The sequence below is a fragment of the Myroides guanonis genome (assembly GCF_900114085.1).
GTDB classification, from domain to species: Bacteria; Bacteroidota; Bacteroidia; order Flavobacteriales; family Flavobacteriaceae; genus Flavobacterium; species Flavobacterium guanonis.
On record NZ_FORU01000011.1, the window covers coordinates 1 to 21,542 of the forward strand.

At 33.2% G+C, this 21,542-nt stretch carries 14 protein-coding genes; 4 read left to right on the forward strand and 10 right to left on the reverse strand.

The features are described from left to right. A partial coding sequence (locus BM024_RS09600; RefSeq protein ID WP_143077752.1) for an integrase core domain-containing protein occupies positions 1 to 249 on the forward strand: 249 nt, incomplete at its 5' end. Positions 250 to 785: 536 nt separating this feature from the next. On the opposite strand, the gene BM024_RS09605 is transcribed toward BM024_RS09600, so the two are convergent. The 7 genes from BM024_RS09605 to BM024_RS09635 form a co-directional block, all read right to left on the reverse strand. Beyond that, positions 786 to 2,654, reverse strand: a complete 1,869-nt coding sequence (locus BM024_RS09605; RefSeq protein ID WP_090679657.1) for a tetratricopeptide repeat protein — start codon at positions 2,652 to 2,654, stop codon at positions 786 to 788. 274 nt (positions 2,655 to 2,928) lie between these two features. After that, positions 2,929 to 8,283, reverse strand: a complete 5,355-nt coding sequence (locus BM024_RS09610) for a choice-of-anchor J domain-containing protein (protein ID WP_090679659.1) — start codon at positions 8,281 to 8,283, stop codon at positions 2,929 to 2,931. 415 nt (positions 8,284 to 8,698) lie between these two features. After that, positions 8,699 to 9,463, reverse strand: coding sequence for an N-acetyltransferase (locus BM024_RS09615; RefSeq protein WP_090679661.1), 765 nt, complete (start codon positions 9,461 to 9,463; stop codon positions 8,699 to 8,701). A gap of 92 nt (positions 9,464 to 9,555) precedes the next feature. After that, a complete protein-coding gene (locus BM024_RS09620; protein WP_090679663.1) occupies positions 9,556 to 10,479 on the reverse strand; it encodes a DMT family transporter in 924 nt (307 codons plus the stop codon). 568 nt (positions 10,480 to 11,047) lie between these two features. After that, on the reverse strand, positions 11,048 to 11,890 hold the full coding sequence (locus BM024_RS09625) for a hypothetical protein (protein WP_090679665.1): 843 nt from the start codon (positions 11,888 to 11,890) through the stop codon (positions 11,048 to 11,050). 44 nt (positions 11,891 to 11,934) lie between these two features. Continuing rightward, the gene (locus BM024_RS09630; protein WP_090679666.1) at positions 11,935 to 12,342 is read right to left on the reverse strand and encodes a DUF2752 domain-containing protein; all 408 of its coding nucleotides are present in this window, start codon (positions 12,340 to 12,342) and stop codon (positions 11,935 to 11,937) included. A gap of 3 nt (positions 12,343 to 12,345) precedes the next feature. Further along, on the reverse strand, positions 12,346 to 12,696 hold the full coding sequence (locus BM024_RS09635; RefSeq protein WP_090679668.1) for a CD225/dispanin family protein: 351 nt from the start codon (positions 12,694 to 12,696) through the stop codon (positions 12,346 to 12,348). A gap of 133 nt (positions 12,697 to 12,829) precedes the next feature. Here BM024_RS09635 and BM024_RS09640 point away from each other — a divergent pair, with 133 nt between their 5' ends. Both BM024_RS09640 and BM024_RS09645 read left to right on the forward strand, forming a co-directional pair. Then, a complete protein-coding gene (locus BM024_RS09640) occupies positions 12,830 to 13,696 on the forward strand; it encodes a methylated-DNA--[protein]-cysteine S-methyltransferase (protein WP_090679670.1) in 867 nt (288 codons plus the stop codon). A 1-nt stretch (position 13,697) separates the two neighbouring features. Beyond that, positions 13,698 to 14,312 (forward strand): alpha-ketoglutarate-dependent dioxygenase AlkB family protein, encoded by a 615-nt coding sequence (locus tag BM024_RS09645; RefSeq protein ID WP_090679672.1) that lies wholly within the window; start codon positions 13,698 to 13,700, stop codon positions 14,310 to 14,312. 92 nt (positions 14,313 to 14,404) lie between these two features. Here the strand turns inward: BM024_RS09645 and BM024_RS09650 are convergent, their stop codons facing one another. After that, the gene (locus BM024_RS09650) at positions 14,405 to 14,986 is read right to left on the reverse strand and encodes a PhnA domain-containing protein (protein WP_090679673.1); all 582 of its coding nucleotides are present in this window, start codon (positions 14,984 to 14,986) and stop codon (positions 14,405 to 14,407) included. Positions 14,987 to 15,252: 266 nt separating this feature from the next. On the opposite strand from BM024_RS09650, the gene BM024_RS09655 reads away from it, so the two are divergent. Continuing rightward, complete coding sequence (locus BM024_RS09655; RefSeq protein ID WP_090679676.1) at positions 15,253 to 16,920, forward strand: formate--tetrahydrofolate ligase; 1,668 nt, start codon at positions 15,253 to 15,255, stop codon at positions 16,918 to 16,920. A gap of 48 nt (positions 16,921 to 16,968) precedes the next feature. Here the strand turns inward: BM024_RS09655 and BM024_RS09660 are convergent, their stop codons facing one another. Both BM024_RS09660 and BM024_RS09665 read right to left on the reverse strand, forming a co-directional pair. After that, positions 16,969 to 20,016, reverse strand: a complete 3,048-nt coding sequence (locus tag BM024_RS09660) for an AAA family ATPase (protein ID WP_090679678.1) — start codon at positions 20,014 to 20,016, stop codon at positions 16,969 to 16,971. A 51-nt stretch (positions 20,017 to 20,067) separates the two neighbouring features. Next, entirely contained in the window at positions 20,068 to 21,282 is a 1,215-nt protein-coding gene (locus BM024_RS09665; RefSeq protein ID WP_090679832.1) for a metallophosphoesterase family protein, read from the reverse strand. Positions 21,283 to 21,542 lie beyond the last annotated feature (260 nt).

A 21,542-nucleotide genomic window follows, 5' to 3' on the forward strand; every position in this document is an offset into this window, starting at 1 on the left:
GCTGTAGCCGAGAGGGTCAATGGAATCATAAAAGGTGAATTTGATTTAAATTATTCAAATCTGGGATATCAAAAAACAAAACAGATACTAAAGGATAACATAGAGGCATATAATAGTCTTAGACCACATAATAGTTGTGACAATTTAACCCCGAACCAAGCTCATTTAGAAAAGGGTTTTTTAACCAAGAGATGGAAGAACTATTACAAGATAAAACAACTAAAAAAAGAAGATGTACAGCAATCTTAGGACTACTAAATTACATGTACAGTTATAAGCAGGATTAATAACAATAACTGTACAGCTATACTAGGACGAGACACCTCCATATATTTCATAGACTTTGAGTGGACCTTGAGTGGACTTTCAGTGGACCTTGAATGGACCCTGAGCACACTTTTACAAAAATACCCTAGCTTCGGCTATAAAGCTGACTTGGGTTTTAGCAGGGTATGTTCTATATATTATAACCGATAGCCTCCTTTATATAAAGAGGAACTTATTTGTTTTTCAAATGGTGGACTATAAAAAAACATTCTAAACGTACTCCTTATATATAGTAGCCGTTTTAGCATACACTTTGTAATAACTAAACCTAGTTAGTTTTTTTAAACGCACTCATAGATGGTGCGTCAAACAAGTACAAGGAAATACCTAGAATAAAACTCTATCAACAAAACCCTTAACCAATACGACTCTCTAATAATAAAATTCAAAACTCAAGCCACAATAAGTACCAGGATTAAAAAGATCAAACTACATAATTAATAACAAAACATATGAAATCACATATCACGTATTATCTCATCTAAACTATCTGAACGACTTAATCCCATCTTTTTACGAATATGATATCTTGTTCTTATTAAACTTTGATGACTTATATTTAAAAGATTTATAATTTCATCATTACTCATTTTAACCATAATGTAAATACAGACCCTAACTTCTGTTTTGGTCAACTCTGGATATCTAAAACGAAGTGTTTTCAAAAAGCCGGGATGTATCTTAATAAACACCTCTTTAAACTGCTCCCAATCTTTCTCTTGGTTTCGCTTACTGCGTATAATTTTCTGTAAGTCCACAACAACTCTTTCCGCATCAACATCCTTAATTATATCTTCAATTTCATTTAGCAAATCGTTTTTAGAAAGCAATTGTAAATTTATAGCTGTTAACTTTCTATTTTTAAGTTCAATTTCTAAATCGTATTGTTTAGATTGCAATAATCGCAGCTCTTTATTTGCTTCTTTCTCAAACTCATATTGTTGTATTTGTAATGTCTGTAAATCATTGTTAGACTTCAACTCTTGTTCGTATTGCTCTGATTGTAACTTTTGGATTTCTTGTTCTGCCTTAACCTTCTCTTCTAACCTTCTATTTTCAATTCTACTAATTTGATACGACTTATTTTTATGGCGATATAAAAACCAAATAAACACAGCAATAGACATAACTGAACCAATGCTAAACAAATAAATATAAAATTGTTTATTATGTTTTTCTTCTTCAATTACCTTTTCATACTCGAATTGCTTAAATTGATTCTCATATTTCATAGATTGAATCCTATTCTTCACTTCTTCGCCTTGTATACTATCTTTAATGCGATAGTAATGCTTTAGATAAGAATGTGCTTGTTCGAAATTTTTACGCTCCAGAAAAATATTTGAAATAACTTCTAAATTCTCATAATCCACCTGAAGGTCCTCCTGTGTCTCATATCCTTTGAGATAGTATTTTAATGCCTGACTATAATCTTCATCTTTGGCAAATATTGCTCCGTAATGCAACTGTATATGCTTTTGTAATTTTTCATTATCAAAATATGATGCTAATTCATTAGCTCTACTTAAATAGTCTTTTGAAATTCCAGAGTTTCCTTGAAGATGCTCTACATCTGACAAAAACATCAAAACAGTGATAGTCGAAAAAGTATCCTTTACGGATTCAAACGTCTCTAACGATACCAATAACTGTTTTCGAGCCTCATCGTACTTCTCTTGTTTTAAAAGTATTTTACTAACATTTGTATAATAAACAGCCTTATCTATCGGCTCATTTTTCTTACTAAATATCTCATAAGCTTTTTCATAATAATTAAGCGCTTGTTCGATATCATCTAATCTAAAATATATTCCAGCCAACTTGTTGTATACAGCTGCTAGTCCCCTTTTATTCTCACTCTTCTCAATAAGACTAGAAGCTTTTAAGAGGTAATCCATACTAAGAGGTAAATTTCTTTCAGCGGAATAGTAAACACCTAACTCATAATTAATCTGTGCTTTCAACTCTATATCTTGAGAATTAACAGAATAATCCGATGCCCTTTCTAAAAAAAACAGAATACTGTCTCTTTCTTTCCTATAATTTACCCTATCTCCAATTGCTCTATAAAGATTTGAATAAGCTAAATGCACTGAATCCTTTTTCTCCTTTTTCGTTTTTATATAAAACTTAGAAATTTCTATATCCGCACGATTCAGATCATATTTTAATAATGAATCTAAAACACCTATATACTCTTCATTAACACTCTTCTCCTTTTGATATTGAGTTTTATAAATAAAATAAGACACTAACGCCCCAACAGTACCAATTGCAACTATTAGAATTACAACTCTTTTTATTTGTTTTACTCTATTTAAATACATTTTATCCTCATTATTAAATTTCCTAGTAGGACTTTTTATTTTCCAAAAACCACATAACAGCGGTCTAATAGCTACCTATAGTACTATTCATATTAAAACAGAGCGTAATATACTATATTTTCCATGTTCAAAAGAATCTAACAAAAAAAGAGGCCCATCTAAAAGACAGCCTCTTTTCAACATTCAACCAATCTTAATATTAAAACGAATATGTAATTAAAATATGTTCAAAAACCTCATTCGTATCCTCTTAAAATATCATTTCGAAAACACATTATTTATTCACCTGTACCCATCCTGTTCTTTCTTTGTTATTAGCTATAACAATATAATAGTAAGTACCATCTGGTAAAACATTTCCATTCCTATCCTGTCCATTCCACTGATCGGTATACCCATACCCAAAAGTATAAACTTCAACTCCGTATCGATTGTAAATTTTTAAACTCATTACTCCATGTCCACTTAAATCAAAATTATCATTAAGTCCATCTCCGTTAGGTGAAATTCCTTTTTGTATTGGACAGTCTTCATAATCTATAGAAAAACTACTTTCATCTACACACAATCCATCTTCAGAACGAGCATACACATAAATTGTTCTAGGTTTTTCGATTTTTCTTCCAGGAAACAACTCATCACCCTTCCCATTTGGTTCGGTATAATATCTATTGAAATCTGAAAGAGGTTTTAATTCATACAATTCACACTTTAAAGTTCTATCTTCAAAATTATCAGCTATTATTTTAGCTGTAATTGTGACAGTAAACTTTGTCTCTTCAAAGCACCCCTCTTCATTATTCAATTGCAAGAAATAAATACTATTTTCTCCAACATTAGTCAATACATCTCCTTCTTTATACTTTTCCCCCATTCCCCCTGCTTGAGTAAAATAATCTCCATTCGCTGTAGGAAAAATATATTCTCCACATACTGCAACATCATTTATCTTTCCTGGTAAATCACCTGGACTAACAATAATAGGAATCGTAAACAGTTCTGAACAACCAGTTTTTTTATTTAATATTAGCATATATAAACTTGTGGATTCTGGTCTTTTTCCAAATGAATATTTCTTAGAATCTTCAATTTTATTCTCAGCTAAATCAGCATCTGCTTGGCTCTTATAATACTCAACTTCATAATCACTTCTTTCAACATCCTTAAACATATTTTCCTCAACCATAGTAAGATCAACAATAATATCATTTAGTGATTGTCTGCATATAACAATATCATCAGCCGAATGGACCATTTTCGAAATAGAAGGATACATTTCCACCAAAATTGTCCCTGATGATTCACATTCCAATTCCGCAAATCTCACTAAAACCTTATATTCTCCGGAATCAGTAACTACGAGATTCGAATCAGTCGCTCCTGGGACTATAACCCCATCTTTATACCACTCTATTTCTGTCTTTAACTCATCAGATAAAACAATTCCTGATTCAATAATCACAGAATCTCCCTCACATAGTGCATTATTTGTATCAATCAACAAATCGGCCCCTAAATCCAAATTACCGATATCAAAGCTTCCTCCTTTAAAAAACACCGCCGATGAATGGGCTACTACTGGACAAAAATCCATTACCGCAAGTTTAATATGATATTTTCTCCCTGGAATTACAGCAATTGTTTTAGATTTCATAGCCTCCGTAAACCCAATAAAATCGATTGGCGCCTCTAACGGATTATCAACCCCTTTATCATAGTGCTTCCAATAATATTCCTCATTTCTGCTATCACATGAAATCCCAGACTTCTTAGCATCTCTAATGGTATTCACGGCAACTGCTGTTTCGGTCCCCTCAACCTTTGCTAAGTTTTGACCTCTACCTGTTTTAGTATCTACCAACCATGCTGCGAAAAGAGCAGCATTGCTACAAGCGTAGGAACATCCCGAAGCATAACTATTCGATGCAAATAAGTAATCGAATTGTATTGAATCCTTTATAGGAATAAAATCAAATTCTAGTTGTGTAACCCTCATAACTGGGTTAGGGGAATAAGCCATAGGATGTCCACCCGCATCATTAATTGCTTCTTTCAAATCATCATCACCTCCCCATCTAAAATTATTGGTTCCTCTTTCACTAAATTGACCTCTGAATGGCCCAGGAACGAATTCTACCTCATTCGTAGACAACACTATTCCTTCTTCAAAAGGAAATATTGAATTTTCTTTACTAAAATACCCCAATGTATTCATAGTCTTTGTTGCTGCACTACCGTCCCCTACCTTATACTGCACATTACTCACTAGATTACACTCTGATTTAATCAAAACTGATTTCACCAATTCTTCTTCATTGTACTTTTCATTATTCGGACTCACTTTAATTGCCAAATCACCAGAAGCCGTGGTAATACATACATTAAACAAATAATCTGAAAAGGCTGTTGAACTTCCAAAACGCACATAGTATTTTTTACCTGGAACCAAATCTCTCAACATCCAATAATTACTTGCACTTTGTGAAAAACTTCCATAACAGCCTAAAGAATTAGTCATACTTACACAAGGCTGATCATATATTTCGGCATAAATACTTGGTACCGAACTACCTGAAATACTCCCAAAATCCATCAATTCCAATTTATGCGAAGAAGCAAGCGCAGTAAACTCAAACCAAGCATCTGTTTTACCAGCATATCCATTATTACAACTAGATTTAGGATTTGCTGAACTCGTAGCACCGTTAAGAGTTCCCGAAACAGTTTTTACACACTCTAATGTAGTATTTACAGGTATATTAATAGCCCCTGAACACTCGTCATTCCCAGCAACACTAGTTGCTGTGTTTAACGGTGTAGACCAATCACTTTTAGTTAATTTGTCCGAACACTTTCCTCTAACATAAATAGTATAAGGTACCCCTGGATTAAGACCAGTTATTGAAGTCTTAGGAGTTCCAGTAACAACTGTTGTTTTTAAAGGGATTGAAGTTTCATCTTTTCCATAATCCACAACTATAACCTCCCATTCATCAACACCTCCATTTTGTTGCCACTCAATATTTATGCTAGTTGAAGTCGTACCAGTTACGGTTACGTAATAAGGTTCTGGACAATTTTCTACCTTTTTTAAAGAAACATCATCTAAGTAAACATAACAAGAACTCATCGCATTAACATGCCATGCCAAATTCACATCTCCAGGAACTCCTTTGAAGAAAACCACTCCTTCTTTCCAATTCGCTTCTTTATAGATCTTAGTCGGTAAAAGGGTAGTGTTAAAATCTACAACATTCGTTCCATTAGAAGACAATAATATCTCAAAAGAACTATTTTGGGAAGCTATGGCACTAGTTTTATAATAATATTTTAAAACATAATCTTCTGCTTCCATTTTGAATGTAGGAGAAATTAACCAATCGTCATTTTGTTTTCCTGCAGCACCATAAAAATACATACACTGCTTACCTGTTTTCACACCACTAGTATAAGTACGCCATATATAACTACCTGTTGGTGAAGTAGAATCCCCATTTCCATCTACAATAGTCCAGCATCTATACGTTTTAACCGATTCTTCAAAACCTTCTTCAAACGGAATGTCATAAACACTACAGCTAGTAGTAAATCTAAAAGGACCTTGCCAAATACTTTTTTTCCCATTTGCACAATCTGTACGCACATAAAATTCATAGTCGGTATTTGGTTCTAAAGAATCACCATTAAACTCTTTAGATACAATATTCTCTTTTTTATTTGCTACAACACCAGCAGTCGCAGGTACTTTTCCACCTGTTTTTTGCACATAATATTCCCATCCTTTGGCTCCAAAATCATCTTCCCAATAAATGGTAGCTTCGTCTTTCTCCAAATCTTTCACCCCCAATTTGATTGGCTCCGCACAATCCATCACCTCCTCAATAAACACATTATCTATTGATAATTGAGTCGCAGTAGCGCTAGTAATACGCCAAGCTATATTTACATCACCATCTACACCAGATATAAAGACAATTTCCTCAATCCAATCACTTCCATATTTATACTTTTCCTTAGGTACTACTATAGTAGAAAACTTATCTACGTTAACACCTGCTTTTGACAACAAAACCTCAAATTCATAATCGTATGAAGCTACTGCACCCGTTTTATAATGATATTTTAATCTATAGGTTTTGTTTTTTTCAAATAACATTGTTGGTGAAACTAACCAGTCATCTTGTAGTTGCCCACCCACTCTAGCGGTACCATTAAACCACATTCCACTTATCCCTTCATAGGAAATACTATGAGCCTTCCAGATATTATTACTCGTAGGACTAATTGCATCTTGATTTCCATCAATAATGGTCCAGCAATAAATCGTTTTTGAGTCTGGATTAAAACCCTCCCAAAGCGGTGTTTTTAAAACAGCACATGAAGTTCTAAATTTAAAAGGTCCCGACCATTCCCCTAACAATCCATTTCCACAATTTGTTCGTGCATAAAATTCATATTCTGTATTGGTGTCTAATAAGCTACCATTATTTTCCTTTGAAATAACAACCTCTTTATTATTCGAGACAATACCTGAAGCTGGTGGGGCTCCGCCTGATTTTTGCACAGCATATTCCCATTTACTCCCAAAGTCATCACTCCAAAAAATAGTAGCACCATCGGACTTTACATCTTTAACACCTAGTTGTACAGGTTCTGGACAAGCGATTTCTTCCAAAAAGAGATTGTCGATTCCTAAAGAAACAGGAGATGCTATCTCATTTTTTATATGCCATCCAATATTAACTTCTCCTTTAGTTTTTCCAATTACAATTTTTTCTTCATTCCAGACACCTCCATTATTTAAATGATCTTTCTTATATAGTAATATTTTTTTAAAATCCTTAGGCTCTATTCCTTCCTCAGATAAGACAACATTAAAACTACTCTTATAAGCTACACTTGTTATAAAATTATATTTTAATCTATAATATTTAGTATCATCCAACTGAAAAGAAGGAGACACTAAAAAATCATTGAAAGGCCCAGCAGCAACTCCTCCAATAAAAATCAAATATTGATTCCCTTCATAAGGAGCTGTATCAAAACTGTTGTTTACTCTCCATATTTTACTAGTATTTGAAGGAGCTATCGACTTGTTATTCTTATCTATAACAGTCCAACATCCAAGAGTTGATGAAGTTGCATTAAAACCTTCCCAATATGGTAGTGGTTGTACGTCACATAATGTTTTAAAATGAATAGGTCCTATCCATTCAGTTGTTGAGCTTCCTTCACAATAAGTACTCAACCAAAATTCATATTCTACATTAGGCATTAAGGAGCCCCCCCCAACACCACTTACATTAGTAATTGTAATTGAATTAGTTTTAACAATAGTCCCACTCCCGGTAGGTTTTGTACCTCCAGCAGCTAATTGGACATGGTATTGCCAACTCGAGTTAGCAGGATCATTCCATACAAACGTAACTTTATCCTTCTCTAAATTTTTATACGTGATTTCTTTAATATTGGGAGGTGTGCAAGTATTAACCATGTTAGCCTTATACAATTGCTCTAGGATCCATTCATTTCCTAAATGTCTACTAAAAGAATATACCTCTAATTGCTGAAAGGAATAAGCTAAAGCCATTACAAACAATAGTATGAAAGTGTATTTATTTTTCATCATAATCAAAATATAAATATTAGTTGTTTTCCCAACAGCTTATTTTCTCATAACAAACACCTAGTAAATGTGTTTATATAAACAGCTATTGCAATTCAACCAAAGATATAGACATTATGATATTTTAAGCAAATATTAACAATGCCTAAATACTGCATGTTAACTAACACTTATTCTTTAACATACCCCACAAAAATATTGATTACCAGATACTTGTAATTTTACAATAATACCTATAAATTTATAATTACAAGAAATACGAGAGAGACTCCTCACTAATAGTTAACAGTAAATAAAATTTACCAACAGTACAATAGACTGATAACTTAATAGAAAAAATAATTAGCAATTAGAATAAACAAATTTTTAAAACTAATGGAATCATTCTACTAATTACTATAGAAGCTTCATGGGTAGGTTATAAAAGGTACCTCATCCAGACATTGGGTTCAATATAGATTCCATTTTGAACAGTTAAATCAACCTGAATAGGATTTAACAAAAAAGGAAGTATATAATTTCCTGAACTTTGAAAACATAAATTCGTCCATAGCTCCCATTCTCGAATACTTCCTGAAACATACATGGATCTTTCACATACTCTAACTATTTCTGCTCCATTCTTCACATGTGTACGAATCCAAGCATCGTATGGCAACCCAATTTCATTGGTCCATTTAATATAAGACTCCATAGGTATAAGAGGAAACTGACTTTTTTGATTCGGACGAATAGGAAGTATAAAAGACTTAAAGTTCTTTGACAAAGCAATATTCTTCATACACACTATCAACTGACTACTAATTCCTTTTCCTTGATATTCTTTATTCAGTCCTATTTGTAAAGCGCATAATGCATTTGGTTCAATGCCTTTTTCTCTATCTAAGAAAGCTTTCTCCAATGCCCAATCCCAACCACCATCAGGTAAATAAGCATTCTCTTCTTTTGATAAATGTAAAGGTACACAATTACCATTCCCAACAACTTTCTCCCCATTTATCAAAAAGAACTGATATTCAGGAAATTCAGAATACAATCGTTCCCAATATTGCTGATTAATTGTATCTGCCAATATGTAATCAGGCCAAATACTAAATGCATCAACTTGAGCATTCAAGTTTTTACCTCGAAAAACGTCTATTTCGGAAAGAGTTTTAAAAGTATATGTATGCTGATTAGCCATGATTTAAAGTTTTGAATATTTTATAGATAGCTAAGTTACACAACCTATTTTATTAACATATTTAAGGTATTTAAACACTTAAATAACACTTCTTAACATTGAGTATCTATTTTTGGTTTCTTAAATCTTCTTTTAATAAAACTCATATCTCTTCTACCAAAATAAAGTCCAGTTACAATCATGACTCCTCCAAAAACCTGAAGCATACCAAGAACCTCATTATCTAAAAGTCCCCAAATAAATGCAACTATTGGCATCAACAATGAAACCGAAGATGCAAATGCGGCATTCGTATCACGGATTAACTTATAATAAAAAATATTTGCTAAAACGCTTCCAAACAAGGCTAGAAGAAAGACAAAACCCACACCTTCTAAGGCTTCAGGATGTTCTAAAAGCACCTGGAAGAAACCAGAAGAAATTAGAACAATTAAGGCAGGAGCCAATAAAACCAATTCAATAAAAGCAGTCCAAACCAATGGAGAGACACCTCCCATATATTTTTGAGTTAACAAGCCACTAAATGCATACATAATCGCAGCTACGATTAATATCATATAATAAAACCATTCATACGGTACTGCAGTATGACTATCTGGAGTTTGCAATAGAAGTATTACTCCTAAAAAAGAAAAAGCAACACCAATTACTTCCCCTATGTTTGCTTTATATTTAAAAAACAAAGCACCTAATACAATCACACAAATAGACATTAAGGCATTCAAAATACCTGCAATAGCGCTATTTAAATGAACTTCTGCAATAGGAAATAAAAACATCGGAATAAAACTACCTACCATAGCGGTAAGAAATAACCAAGGAAATGTTTTACGTTCCAGCTTTTTGATATGTTTAATGGAAGTTGGTAGTAAAAACAGTCCTGCTAGAGTAACTCTAAGTGCTCCTACTTGCATTGGAGTAAAATATTCTAATCCCTTTTTAATTAAAATAAAGGAAGATCCCCATACGAGCGATAAAACGATAAGAGTTACCCAATGTTTGAACTTTATATTCACGATATGAAACTTAAATTTTTAAGGCTGCAAAGGTACAAAAAGTCGACTAATTTACGCAGTAGTAATTTACTTAATAACACCCCTTAAAAAACTGATTAAGTGACGCTTTAACACTATATCTAATAAACTATTTCAATGGAAAAGATGCATTATATAACATTCTAATGTCGGTTTACATCGTGTTTAATGAAAAGGTTTCGAAATTTCATTACTAAATTTAGCAAGTAATTAAACCTCTATTTATCTTTTGATATCCAAATAGTGGGGATATCATCGTCAAAAAACATTTTTTATTTACCAATCCAATCTTCTGGCAGATTGACACTTAAATGAACATTTAGAAATAAAACACCTTTTTATTAAAAAACTATGTGACTTTATACCTACTTCGGTGTCTCAATAACAGAATAGCTTAAAACGTTTCACTTGAAAATTGCTATGAAAAGAGAACGTTAATAATTAATTGGTTTGTTGTTTAAGGTTTTTAATACTTAAGCTATTCTGAAAATTCTATGAAAAAGTTGAAGACTCCTCTCGAAAGATTAGGAGTCTTTTTTGTATGTATTTTTTATTTGCTAGACACTACTTCCATTTTGTAATGCAATTGCAAAAACTTCATGCCCCAATACCAAAATACATGGTCTGTGCGTAAAACATTATTCTCATCTGTATAAACATGGATGAGCTCTTTTAATGGAATGAACTTATACCTTATCTTGTCATTGCTCATCACTTTAACTCTATAATAACCTGCACCACCTGGTTTCTTTCCATCGGAAATCAATTTAACCGATCCATCTTCCTGTACTTCAACTCTCAATAAAACAGTAGCACTTCCTTTTGGTAAGGGAAATACTACGCGAATAAAAGGTTTATCACTGATTTTAACTATGGAGTAAAATCCAGCATAGACCACCTTTTGGGTTAATACTGTCTTCCGAAGCCAACAAGCCATTACCTGATTCTCTTCCTTATCAATTAAACCGATCACTTCATTACTCATTCCTCTACTGGTCTCTAAAGGACTCAGTGGAATATTGAGCTGATCAATTCCAGAACTTACAGTTCTGATTAAAACATGAGCAAAATACTTTACAGGATGATACCATTCCGACCAAACATCCAACTTATAATCACTAGTGTTTTCATAAAAATGTTTTACTCTTTCTTGCAATCTATCCTTATTGCTGTCATCATCACCTAAAACACTAGTAAAATCAACTACTAAACCGTTTGGTTGTCTTTCAATACAACCAAGCTCTTTCTTTTCTGCAAATTCTTTATAAAACTCTTTTCCAATATGTCCATTTTCTCCAAACGGCCCTGCTAACCAAGGAACATCCTCTAAGTTTTTCTTATAACCTGTTAGTCCTACCCAACTGTTGATTAAAGAAGATAAGATATAATTCATAGTATCTGAGTGTTATAAAAAAGATGAAGTAATATACTTCTTATTTAGGGAACCAAAAGTGTAAATGGATGAAAAGGCAAGTTTCTAAGCACGAAAAAGACACCTAGAAGAGCCACTAATAAATATCCGAAAAAAGAAGGGATTTGAAATTTAGAACTCCAACTGCTATTCTTTATCCAATATGTTTCAACAAGAATAAAATAACAATAAAGCAATGTAGGCACGAGAATAAAGATAAGAATATTATTACTCGCTGCGGTATGAAAGTCACCGTGTAATAAAGCTTTAAAAGCACGTTGACCACCGCAACCAGGACAATGAAGCCCAGTATATTTATTGAAAGTACAACTTATTCCCCCCATGCCTATCTTTCCGAAGAGGTTCGCGTAAAAAAACACTACTCCTAAAGGTAAAAGATAGGCACAGAAACGAATAAATATATTTTTAAGCATATTTTAGTTACCAGCTTGCGCTTGTTCGAGTATTTCTTTGTACTCTTCTATAATATTATCCAATCCATAGGTCATAATACTATATGCTGAAACAGCAATTCCTAAAACAAATAACCCAATAGCAATTAAAGACAAAAGCTTAGAGGTCTTAGCTGACTTCAATGCTCCTTCTACATCACCATTCTCAAATTTAGATTTTACTTGTGACGACATTACAATTGCAATAATTCCAAGAATTAATCCAGTGCAATAAAAAGAACATAATCCTAAGACAGTTGCAATAATTGCTAATGTCATGTTGTTTTTTGGCATCTCAACTTCTTGAGAGAATCCCGATGTGTTTGTTACTTCCATTTCAATAAATTTTGTTTGCAATTTAATAAAATTTTAAGATTTAAAAAACTACCCTTAAAATTATAGTCAAATTCGCAAGATTCGGATTTCAGGTATTAAAATGTTTCACGTACTTTGTTTCAAACTTTGAAGTATGAAAGACAATTTTTCCTATCAACACGAAAACTATCAGCGAATTGCAAAAGCGATTGCTTATATACAAGTTCACTTTAAAGAGCAACCTGATTTGACTACTGTTGCAGACTATTTACATCTTAGTCCTGCACACTTTCAACGTTTATTTACAGAATGGGTGGGCACAAGTCCTAAAAAATTTCTTCAATACATTACATTAAGCTATACAAAATCACTTTTAAAAAAAGTAGAATCTCCTAGCCTATTCGATACTACATATGAAGCTGGCTTATCAAGTACGAGTAGATTACACGATTTATTTATACAGTTTGAAGGTATGACTCCTGCCGAATATAAAAACGGCGGAGAGAAATTAATCATTAGTAACTCTTTTCATCAAACTCTTTTTGGAACAGTTCACATAGCTTCTACTGAAAAAGGAATCTGCAAATTAAGTTTTATAGAAGATAAGGGAATTGCATTACAAGAACTTTTGGAAGAATACCCTAATGCAAGTCATCATGAAGAAGTTAAAGACATTCATTTACAAGCACTAAAGCTTCTTCAATTGAATACGGAAAATATAGATTTACCCTCTATTAAATTACACTTAAAGGGCAGTGAGTTCCAATTAAAAGTATGGGAGGCTTTGTTACAAATACCAGCTGGAAATCTAAGAAGTTATAAATTTATCGCCGATCAGATCGGAAGTCCAAGCGCTTCCCGAGCAGTTGGTAGTGCAATTGGAAAAAACCCTATCGCTATTCTCATACCTTGTCATAGAGTATTGCAAACATCAGGGCGATTGGGAGGATATCGTTGGGGTCTTGAAAGAAAAAGTGCTCTTATTGGATGGGAAGCAGTAGCAATTAATAAAGAAGATTAGAATGGATTTATTTACAGATTTAAACACCGCATTACACAACTTGCTTCCTTATGACGGAACAGTGTTTTATTACGGTCTTGTTTATGACACATTAAAATCTGAAGAAATTTTCCAAACGCTATTGATCGAAATAGAATGGAAAAATGACGAAGCAATAATATTTGGAAAGCATATACAAACCAAACGAAAAGTAGCTTGGTATGGTTCCCATCCCTTTGAATATACCTATTCAAAAATCACCAAAAAAGCACTTCCTTGGACACCATTACTACTTGAACTCAAAGAAGAAGTAGAAAGACAAACTGGAGAAACTTACAATTCGTGTTTGCTAAACCTATATCATGATGGTTCTGAAGGAATGGCTTGGCATTCAGATGGGGAAAAAGATTTAAAAAAGAATGGAGCAATTGCTTCTTTAAGTTTTGGTGCATCAAGAAATTTTGCTTTCAAGCATAAAAAAACTTCAGATAAAATATCTCTTTTATTAAACAGTGGTAGTTTATTAGTCATGAAAGGAGAAACACAAACTCATTGGTTACATCGTCTTCCTCCAACCACTCGTGTTAATAGTCCAAGAGTTAATTTGACTTTTCGAACAATTGAACTCAATGATTAAAAAATATAAAGTACTAGAAAAAAAAATGCCCCAAATAGTCTATAACTCTTTGGGGCATTTCTATATATTGGCTTTTATTTATTTGAAAGCAATTATCCTTGTTTCTTTACAAACTTGGTAAGAATAACTATTTGCTGTCCGTCAATTTTACCTTCAATTTGCTCTATATTATCATGAACTAAACGGATGTTTCTAACAGCTGTTCCAATTTTCGCATTTAAAGTAGAACCTTTAACATCTAAATCTTTAATTAAAGTAACGGTATCCCCACCAACTAAAATGTTTCCATTACAGTCTTTGTGTAATTCAATACTTCCATCTCCTTCATGGTCACCTGTTGCTTTAGCCAACTCCATTAACTCATCATCCAAATACATCATTTCAATGTTATCAGCTGCCCAGCTTTCACTTCTAAAACGATTTAACATTCTCCATGCAACAACTTGTACCATTGGAACTTCACTCCACATAGAAGTTGTTAAACACTGCCAATGTTTAGAATCTAATTCTTCTTTTTTATCAATTTGTGAAAGACACGTATCACAAATGTATATTTCTCTATCCGTTTCATTTGCAGAAACTGGTGGTACCTCATAAACATTCAACTTCCCTGTAGATTCACACAGTTCACATTTATTACCACTACGTTCTTGCAATTGCGCTTCTGTTTTCATAATTATTTATTATAAATCGTCTTAAAAAGCCGTAAATATACGGTTTTAAAAGCAGATCTTCACAATATGCTTCTTACCATTGAATAGTCGTCATAAAAAACAGGAAATCAAGATTAATTACTTGCTGCATTTAAATTTATAAATCCCTATATTTATTCCTTATTTCAACTATACCCCAAACTACTAAATGTGGGGATAAAAAACGATTAATTTAAATACCTAATAGACATCAGTTTTAACTTTGTTTAGGCTTACAAAAATCTAACATGAAAACAGACATTCAAATTGCTCGTGAAACGACTTTAAACAGTATACAACACATTGCTCAGACCATCGACTTGAAAGAAGATGCGTTGATTCCATATGGGAAACACATGGGAAAAGTTCCTTTAGAGGAACTAAATCCAGAAAGAGCAAAACAATCTAATCTAATCTTGGTAACTTCAATTACTCCAACCAAGGCAGGAATTGGTAAAACTACCGTTTCTATTGGATTAGCATTAGGCTTAAACAAAATAGGAAAAAAAGCAATCGTTGCATTAAGAGAACCCTCTTTAGGTCCTTGTTTTGGAATGAAAGGTGGTGCTGCAGGTGGAGGTTATGCACAAGTTTTACCTATGGAAAATATTAATTTACATTTCACTGGAGATTTTCATGCCATAACAGCAGCTCACAATACTATAACAGCATTACTTGATAATTATCTTTATCAGAATAGAGGCACAGAATCTGTTTTAAAAGAAGTAGTATGGAAACGCGTGTTAGATGTAAATGATCGTAGTTTAAGAAATGTAGTCACTGGTTTAGGAGGCAGTGCAAATGGAGTACCTCAAGAGTCTGGTTTCGACATTACACCTGCTTCGGAAATCATGGCAATTCTATGTCTATCAGAAAATATCGAAGATTTAAGAAATCGTATAGAGAATATTGTTTTAGGCTATAAAGCAGATGGTAGTATGTTTACAGTAAAAGACCTAGGAATAGCAGGTGCTATTACAGTTTTATTGAAAGACGCGTTGCTACCAAACCTTGTTCAAACGACTGAGAATACAGCTGCCTTTATACATGGAGGTCCTTTTGCTAACATTGCCCATGGTTGTAATTCTATCTTAGCAACAAAAATGGCCATGAGTTATGGAGATTATGTAATAACAGAAGCAGGTTTTGGTGCTGATTTGGGCGCAGAAAAATTCTTCAACATCAAATGTAGAAAAGCTGGAATAACTCCAAAACTAACTGTTATAGTTGCTACAGCTCAAGGATTAAAAATGCATGGTGGTGTTCCAATTGAAAACATAAAGAACCCAAGTGTAGAGGGTATGACTAAAGGATTACAGAATCTTGAAAAACACATACAAAACATTCGAAGCTTTGGACAAAGTATCGTAGTTGCATTTAATAAATACAACACAGACACTGAGGAGGAAATAAGAGTTATCGAGAGTTATTGCAAAGAAAACAATATTGGTTTTGCCATCAATAAAGCATTTAGTGAAGGTGGTGAAGGGGCTATAACCTTGGCCGAAGTGGTGACTAAAATCATTTCAGAAACTCCTTCTAAAGAATTAAAATTCACTTATGAAGAATCTGACTCTATAAAAACGAAGTTTCAAAAAGTTGCCCAAAATATCTATGGTGCTAATCAAGTTACTTTTGGTCCTCTTGCCTTAAAGAAACTCAAGCAGTTGGAAACTTCTGATATGAATGGTTTCCCTATTTGTATAGCCAAAACTCAATATTCATTTTCAACAGATGCAAATGCATTTGGAGTAGCGCAAGATTTTGACTTACACATTCGAGATTTAGTTTTTAATAGAGGAGCAGGATTCATAGTTGGAGTTGCAGGAGATATTATGCGTATGCCTGGACTTCCTAAAGTACCACAAGCAAATCATATAGATTTAGTGAACGGATTAGTGGAAGGTTTAAGCTAAACAGCAAACAAAAAAATAGGCATTGAAAAAATTCAATGCCTATTTGCTTTATAATTCATAACTCTTTTGTATTACACTTCCTTTTTCCGGGTCTTTTATAACCGTTAAAGAAACTGGTATTCGTTCTTGTAGTTCTTCCACATGGGAAATGATACCAACGATTCTATTTTCTTTATGCAGATTTTGCAAGGTTTCAAAAACTATGTCTACAGATTCAGAATCCTGAGTACCAAAACCTTCATCTATAAAAAAGAAGTTACGGTTTGATTTAGACAAACTCTGTACGCTTTCTGCTAATGCTAATGCTAAACTCAAAGAAACCTGAAAACTTTGTCCTCCGGATAAGGTTTTAACGCTTCTTGTTTTTCCATTATTCAAATAATCTAATATTTCAAAATCATTGCTTTCATTAAGTTGCAAACTCAACTGATTTTTAGTTAATCTATGAAAACGAGTATTGGCGCGTTCACAGAGGTTTTTCAAATAGATTGCAGACACATAATTAACAAATCCACTTGCCTTAAACATATTGCTCATTACTTGTATATTAGCAGCTCGTTTTTGAAGTCTATCTTGTTCTAGTAACAATTCTTTCTTACGCTCAAATTCTTCTTTTAATCTATCTAATGTTGTTTTGAGCTGAATGCTTCTTTCTCCTGTTTGTTTAACACTAAGCTCTAGCTCTTTTACTTTTGATTCCTGATTTTTAAAAACAGCTTCATCATAATTTGTTATAGCTAATTTTTCCTTAAGAGTCTGTACCCCATTTCGAAGTGTTCCCAATTCAATTTTAAACGTCTGAATTCTACTTCTAGATTCAACAGTATTTATAGTTTTCTTTAAAATATCCTCCACCTCATTGATCGTTCCAAATCCTTCAACTTCCAACAAACTGTTTACTTTATGTTCCAGCGACTCTCTTTGTTGTTGTAACAATTCACTATCAACTCTTATTTTCTCCAATAATGCTTTTTGCGAAGCTAATTTAGGCTGTAAATCAGCTATGTCAGTTAATGCTTTTTGATATTCCTTTTCTATGTTTTGTATGTTCGCTTCTAAAAATGCTCTAGACTCTTCTATTTCAACAGCAGTTTGTGTCTTATAATCCTCCCATTTCAAAACGTCTAATTGCTTTTGAAAAGCTTGGATTTGCATTTGCCATTCCAATTCTTCTTTTCGGATTTTGTCTAACTCTTTTTCAAATAGCTCTTTCTTCTTTTCTAGCTTTTCCTTGTTCTCTTGTTCTATTTCAATAGAGTTCTCTAGCGTTTCTACTTCTTTTTCTAATAAAGCTGCTGCTGTTCTAGTGGTTTGATAGCCTACTTCATCATCCTTATTAAAATCACCCCAACTAAAAAGCTTATTATGTACCTCTAACTGAACTTCTAATTTCTTTACACTTTCAATTAGCTCATTATACTGTACTTCATACAATCGAATGCGTTCAGAAATGGACTCCATTTCACGTTCCACCTTTGTATGAGCGTCCATCAAAACTTTATGGTTTTGTAGCTCTTGTTGATTTTTCATCAGTTCTTCCGAAACATCTCCATGATTAGCAATGTGTGGGTGTTCCAACGAACCACACAATGGACATGCTACTCCATCATGTAAAGCCGAAGTATATTGACTTAACTGCTGAGCGACTTCTAACTGATTCTTTTGTTGAACTAGTTGCTCTTCCTTCTTTTTAAGTAGATTTGATTTATCATTTAAACTTTCTCTCCACGTTTTTTCTTCTAATTCGTATATATTTCTCTCTGCCGTAATACCTTTAATTTTTTCTTGTGTTGCATTACACTTTTCACGTTCGTGAATCACTTGAGTCTCCAAACGATTTTTTTCCGAAAACCATTGACCAACTTCTAACAATACAGCGGTTGATATACGCTTAGATTTCTTCTCTTTCAATTCATTTCTCTTTGAGAGTAAGCTTTTTTCGACAACATCAATTCCCTCTTGACATTGTTTTACAAGAGGTTCTCCCTTTTCTAGGCGCGATACGCATTTTGCAATCTCTTCTTGTGCTCTTGTGATTGTAGCAATTAAACCCAATTCAAAGACTTGCTTTTTATCGGATTCGATATTCTTATAAGCAGGTTCCCATTGTTGCAATAGTAACGTAGCTTCTTGAAGCTCTTTTTCATATTGCTGACAAAAATCATTTGCCAACTGTCTATCTTTTTCAAACTTTGCTTTGCGTTCCTCTATGTTCTTGAATTCGGATAAAGCTTGTCTAAAGTTCTTTTCAACTCTTTCATAAAGAGCGAGGTCTTCTTCTTCTCGCAAAATACTAGGTTCTAATCCTTCTAAAGATTCAAGTTTTACTTGTAGTTTTAAAAATTCTTCAAATGTTTCTTTTACAACTTTTAATTGTTGCAATAATTCATTTTCAAAAACAAATAATTTTGATTGTTGTTCATATTTTGTAGCCTCCTCCTGCCATATTCTCTCTGACTCTTTGATATGTTCAACTGTTGTAATTTCATAAGCTTGTAGGCTTCCCTCCAACCTATCTAAACTCTCCTTATTACTCAGATACAGTCGTCTAACTTTATCAGCTAAATCATATCGCTCTAGTCCAAACAACTCCTGCATCATTTTAGTTCGAGCAGTTCCCCCTAATTCAATAAACTCTTTAAACTTACCTTGCGGAATAATTATAGTTCGCTTGAAGTTCTCATAGCTTAAACCAACTATTTCTTCTGCATTAACATGGTCCAACGGCTTCCATTTTTCATCTGTCCATTCATAAAAAACTGCCTCTGTTCTCTTGACATCTTCAAAACGTTTGGAATTTCGTTTAAACTCTCGGAAAACACGATACTTTTTCTCTTCAAAATTGTAAAACTCAAAATCAATAATCGAACGATTCGATTTCAAATTCATCATGTTATACGCCCTATTGTCCTTTGCGTTTAGTCGTTCAGTTTCTCCATAAAGCGCAAAACTAATTGCTTCTAATAAGGAAGATTTACCTGAGCCAACTTTACCAAATATTCCAAATAATCCAGCTTCTATCAATGTATCAAACGAAATTGTTTGACGATCTTGGTAAGAATACAGTCCTTCTAGGGTTAAAGAAATCGGTATCATAGTAATTTTATAGAGTGTGATTAATGGAGTTTAAAATAATATTAGAAAAAATTATTGATTCATTAGTTCATCAAATAAGTCTAATAATTCATCGTTTGGATCCTGTTGATGTTTATACTTAAAATAATCAACAAATAATGCTTGTATATCTTGGTCGAGGTTCACAGAAACAGCATCCTTATTTTCAGAACCATTTACTCGTATTTTAGGTATAATATACACTATACCATCATGAGCATTCCGAATATTTTTTAAATCATCTGTAGCTAGGAATGTATCACTGATTAAAGTTAACTCAACCAAAGTGTAAGGATTTTCATGTAACCAAGCAATTGCCTTTTCTACGTCATCGAAAGTTTTCTTACACAATGCTCTTCCTGCCTGTAAGAGAATCTTTTTATAACTTGCTGTAGTATTAGGTTTAACCTCAACCAACATTGCATATTTCTCTTGTCCTGCTTCACTAAAACTATAACACAAAGGACTTCCTGAATAAACAACAGGATGAGTCTCTCTTCCAATTTGATGATGTCTATGTAAATGGCCAAGTGCTGTATATTGAATTTGTGTTGGAATAGCATCACTGTAAATCACATCTGCATTTCCTACTTTTATAGCTTTTTCTCCGTCCGGTTCTTCTAATAATTCACCATTTCGCTGCATCATAAACAAGTGGGATATTAAAAGATTCACTCCTTTTTCATCACAATATTTAGTTGCTATTGACTCCCATTTTTCTTTTAAGTTTTCATGAAGTGCCGTTCCTTTATCCTCAATACCTAGGAACTGCTTTAAGCGTATTTCGTTGGCATAAGGTGTATGAATAACTCGAATAGGAAATTCAATATGGGGTAATTGTAACTCCAAGAAACTTTCATCTGATTGAGTTATCTTAAATCCGTCTTCTAACTCAAAAGGTTGAACAATAGCATTAGGATGTCCTATTAATAAAATTCCACAAGCTTTAGCAAGAGGATCTGTTGCATCAACCCTATCAGGACTATCGTGATTTCCGGCAATAGCTATGACAGGTCTTTCTCCATTTCTTGCTAATCGCTTTAGAACTCTATAAAACAACTCTATAGACTCTACAGGAGGATTAAAAGTATCAAACAAATCACCTGCTATCAATACTAAATCAACATTTTCTGCATCGGCTATTTCACAGATTTCATTTAATACATTCAACTGTTCTTCCATTCTACTGATAGAATCCAAGCGTTTTCCTAAATGCCAATCTGCGGTATGTAATATTTTCAATCCCATTTTTATTCGTTGATGTACAAAGATACGCAAGCAATCACGATTGAGCAATGCTTTTAATTTGTGGTCGTTACAAAATACGATTCTAAATTCTAAAAAAATGTTTACAGCAGAATAATCTTTTGTTCCTTTATTCATAAAGCCACTAATTATGATTTCTATAAAGCATATCACTTCCAATTTTCCTTATATTTATCACGATTCAAGAATAAGAACTTATCTTAGGGATAGAATATCGCTTAATTTATGTTGTCAAAAGCTTC

Excerpts from the sequence above, each read along its gene's own strand:
- BM024_RS09640 (WP_090679670.1), top strand. The coding sequence starts at position 12,830 with ATGAAAGACAATTTTTCCTATCAACACGAAAACTATCAGCGAATTGCA.
- BM024_RS09615 (WP_090679661.1), bottom strand. The coding sequence starts at position 9,463 with ATGGCTAATCAGCATACATATACTTTTAAAACTCTTTCCGAAATAGAC.
- BM024_RS09610 (WP_090679659.1), bottom strand. The coding sequence starts at position 8,283 with ATGATGAAAAATAAATACACTTTCATACTATTGTTTGTAATGGCTTTA.
- BM024_RS09635 (WP_090679668.1), bottom strand. The coding sequence starts at position 12,696 with ATGGAAGTAACAAACACATCGGGATTCTCTCAAGAAGTTGAGATGCCA.
- BM024_RS09605 (WP_090679657.1), bottom strand. The coding sequence starts at position 2,654 with ATGTATTTAAATAGAGTAAAACAAATAAAAAGAGTTGTAATTCTAATA.
- BM024_RS09665 (WP_090679832.1), bottom strand. The coding sequence starts at position 21,282 with ATGGGATTGAAAATATTACATACCGCAGATTGGCATTTAGGAAAACGC.
- BM024_RS09655 (WP_090679676.1), top strand. The coding sequence starts at position 15,253 with ATGAAAACAGACATTCAAATTGCTCGTGAAACGACTTTAAACAGTATA.
- BM024_RS09625 (WP_090679665.1), bottom strand. The coding sequence starts at position 11,890 with ATGAATTATATCTTATCTTCTTTAATCAACAGTTGGGTAGGACTAACA.
- BM024_RS09650 (WP_090679673.1), bottom strand. The coding sequence starts at position 14,986 with ATGAAAACAGAAGCGCAATTGCAAGAACGTAGTGGTAATAAATGTGAA.
- BM024_RS09630 (WP_090679666.1), bottom strand. The coding sequence starts at position 12,342 with ATGCTTAAAAATATATTTATTCGTTTCTGTGCCTATCTTTTACCTTTA.
- BM024_RS09645 (WP_090679672.1), top strand. The coding sequence starts at position 13,698 with ATGGATTTATTTACAGATTTAAACACCGCATTACACAACTTGCTTCCT.
- BM024_RS09660 (WP_090679678.1), bottom strand. The coding sequence starts at position 20,016 with ATGATACCGATTTCTTTAACCCTAGAAGGACTGTATTCTTACCAAGAT.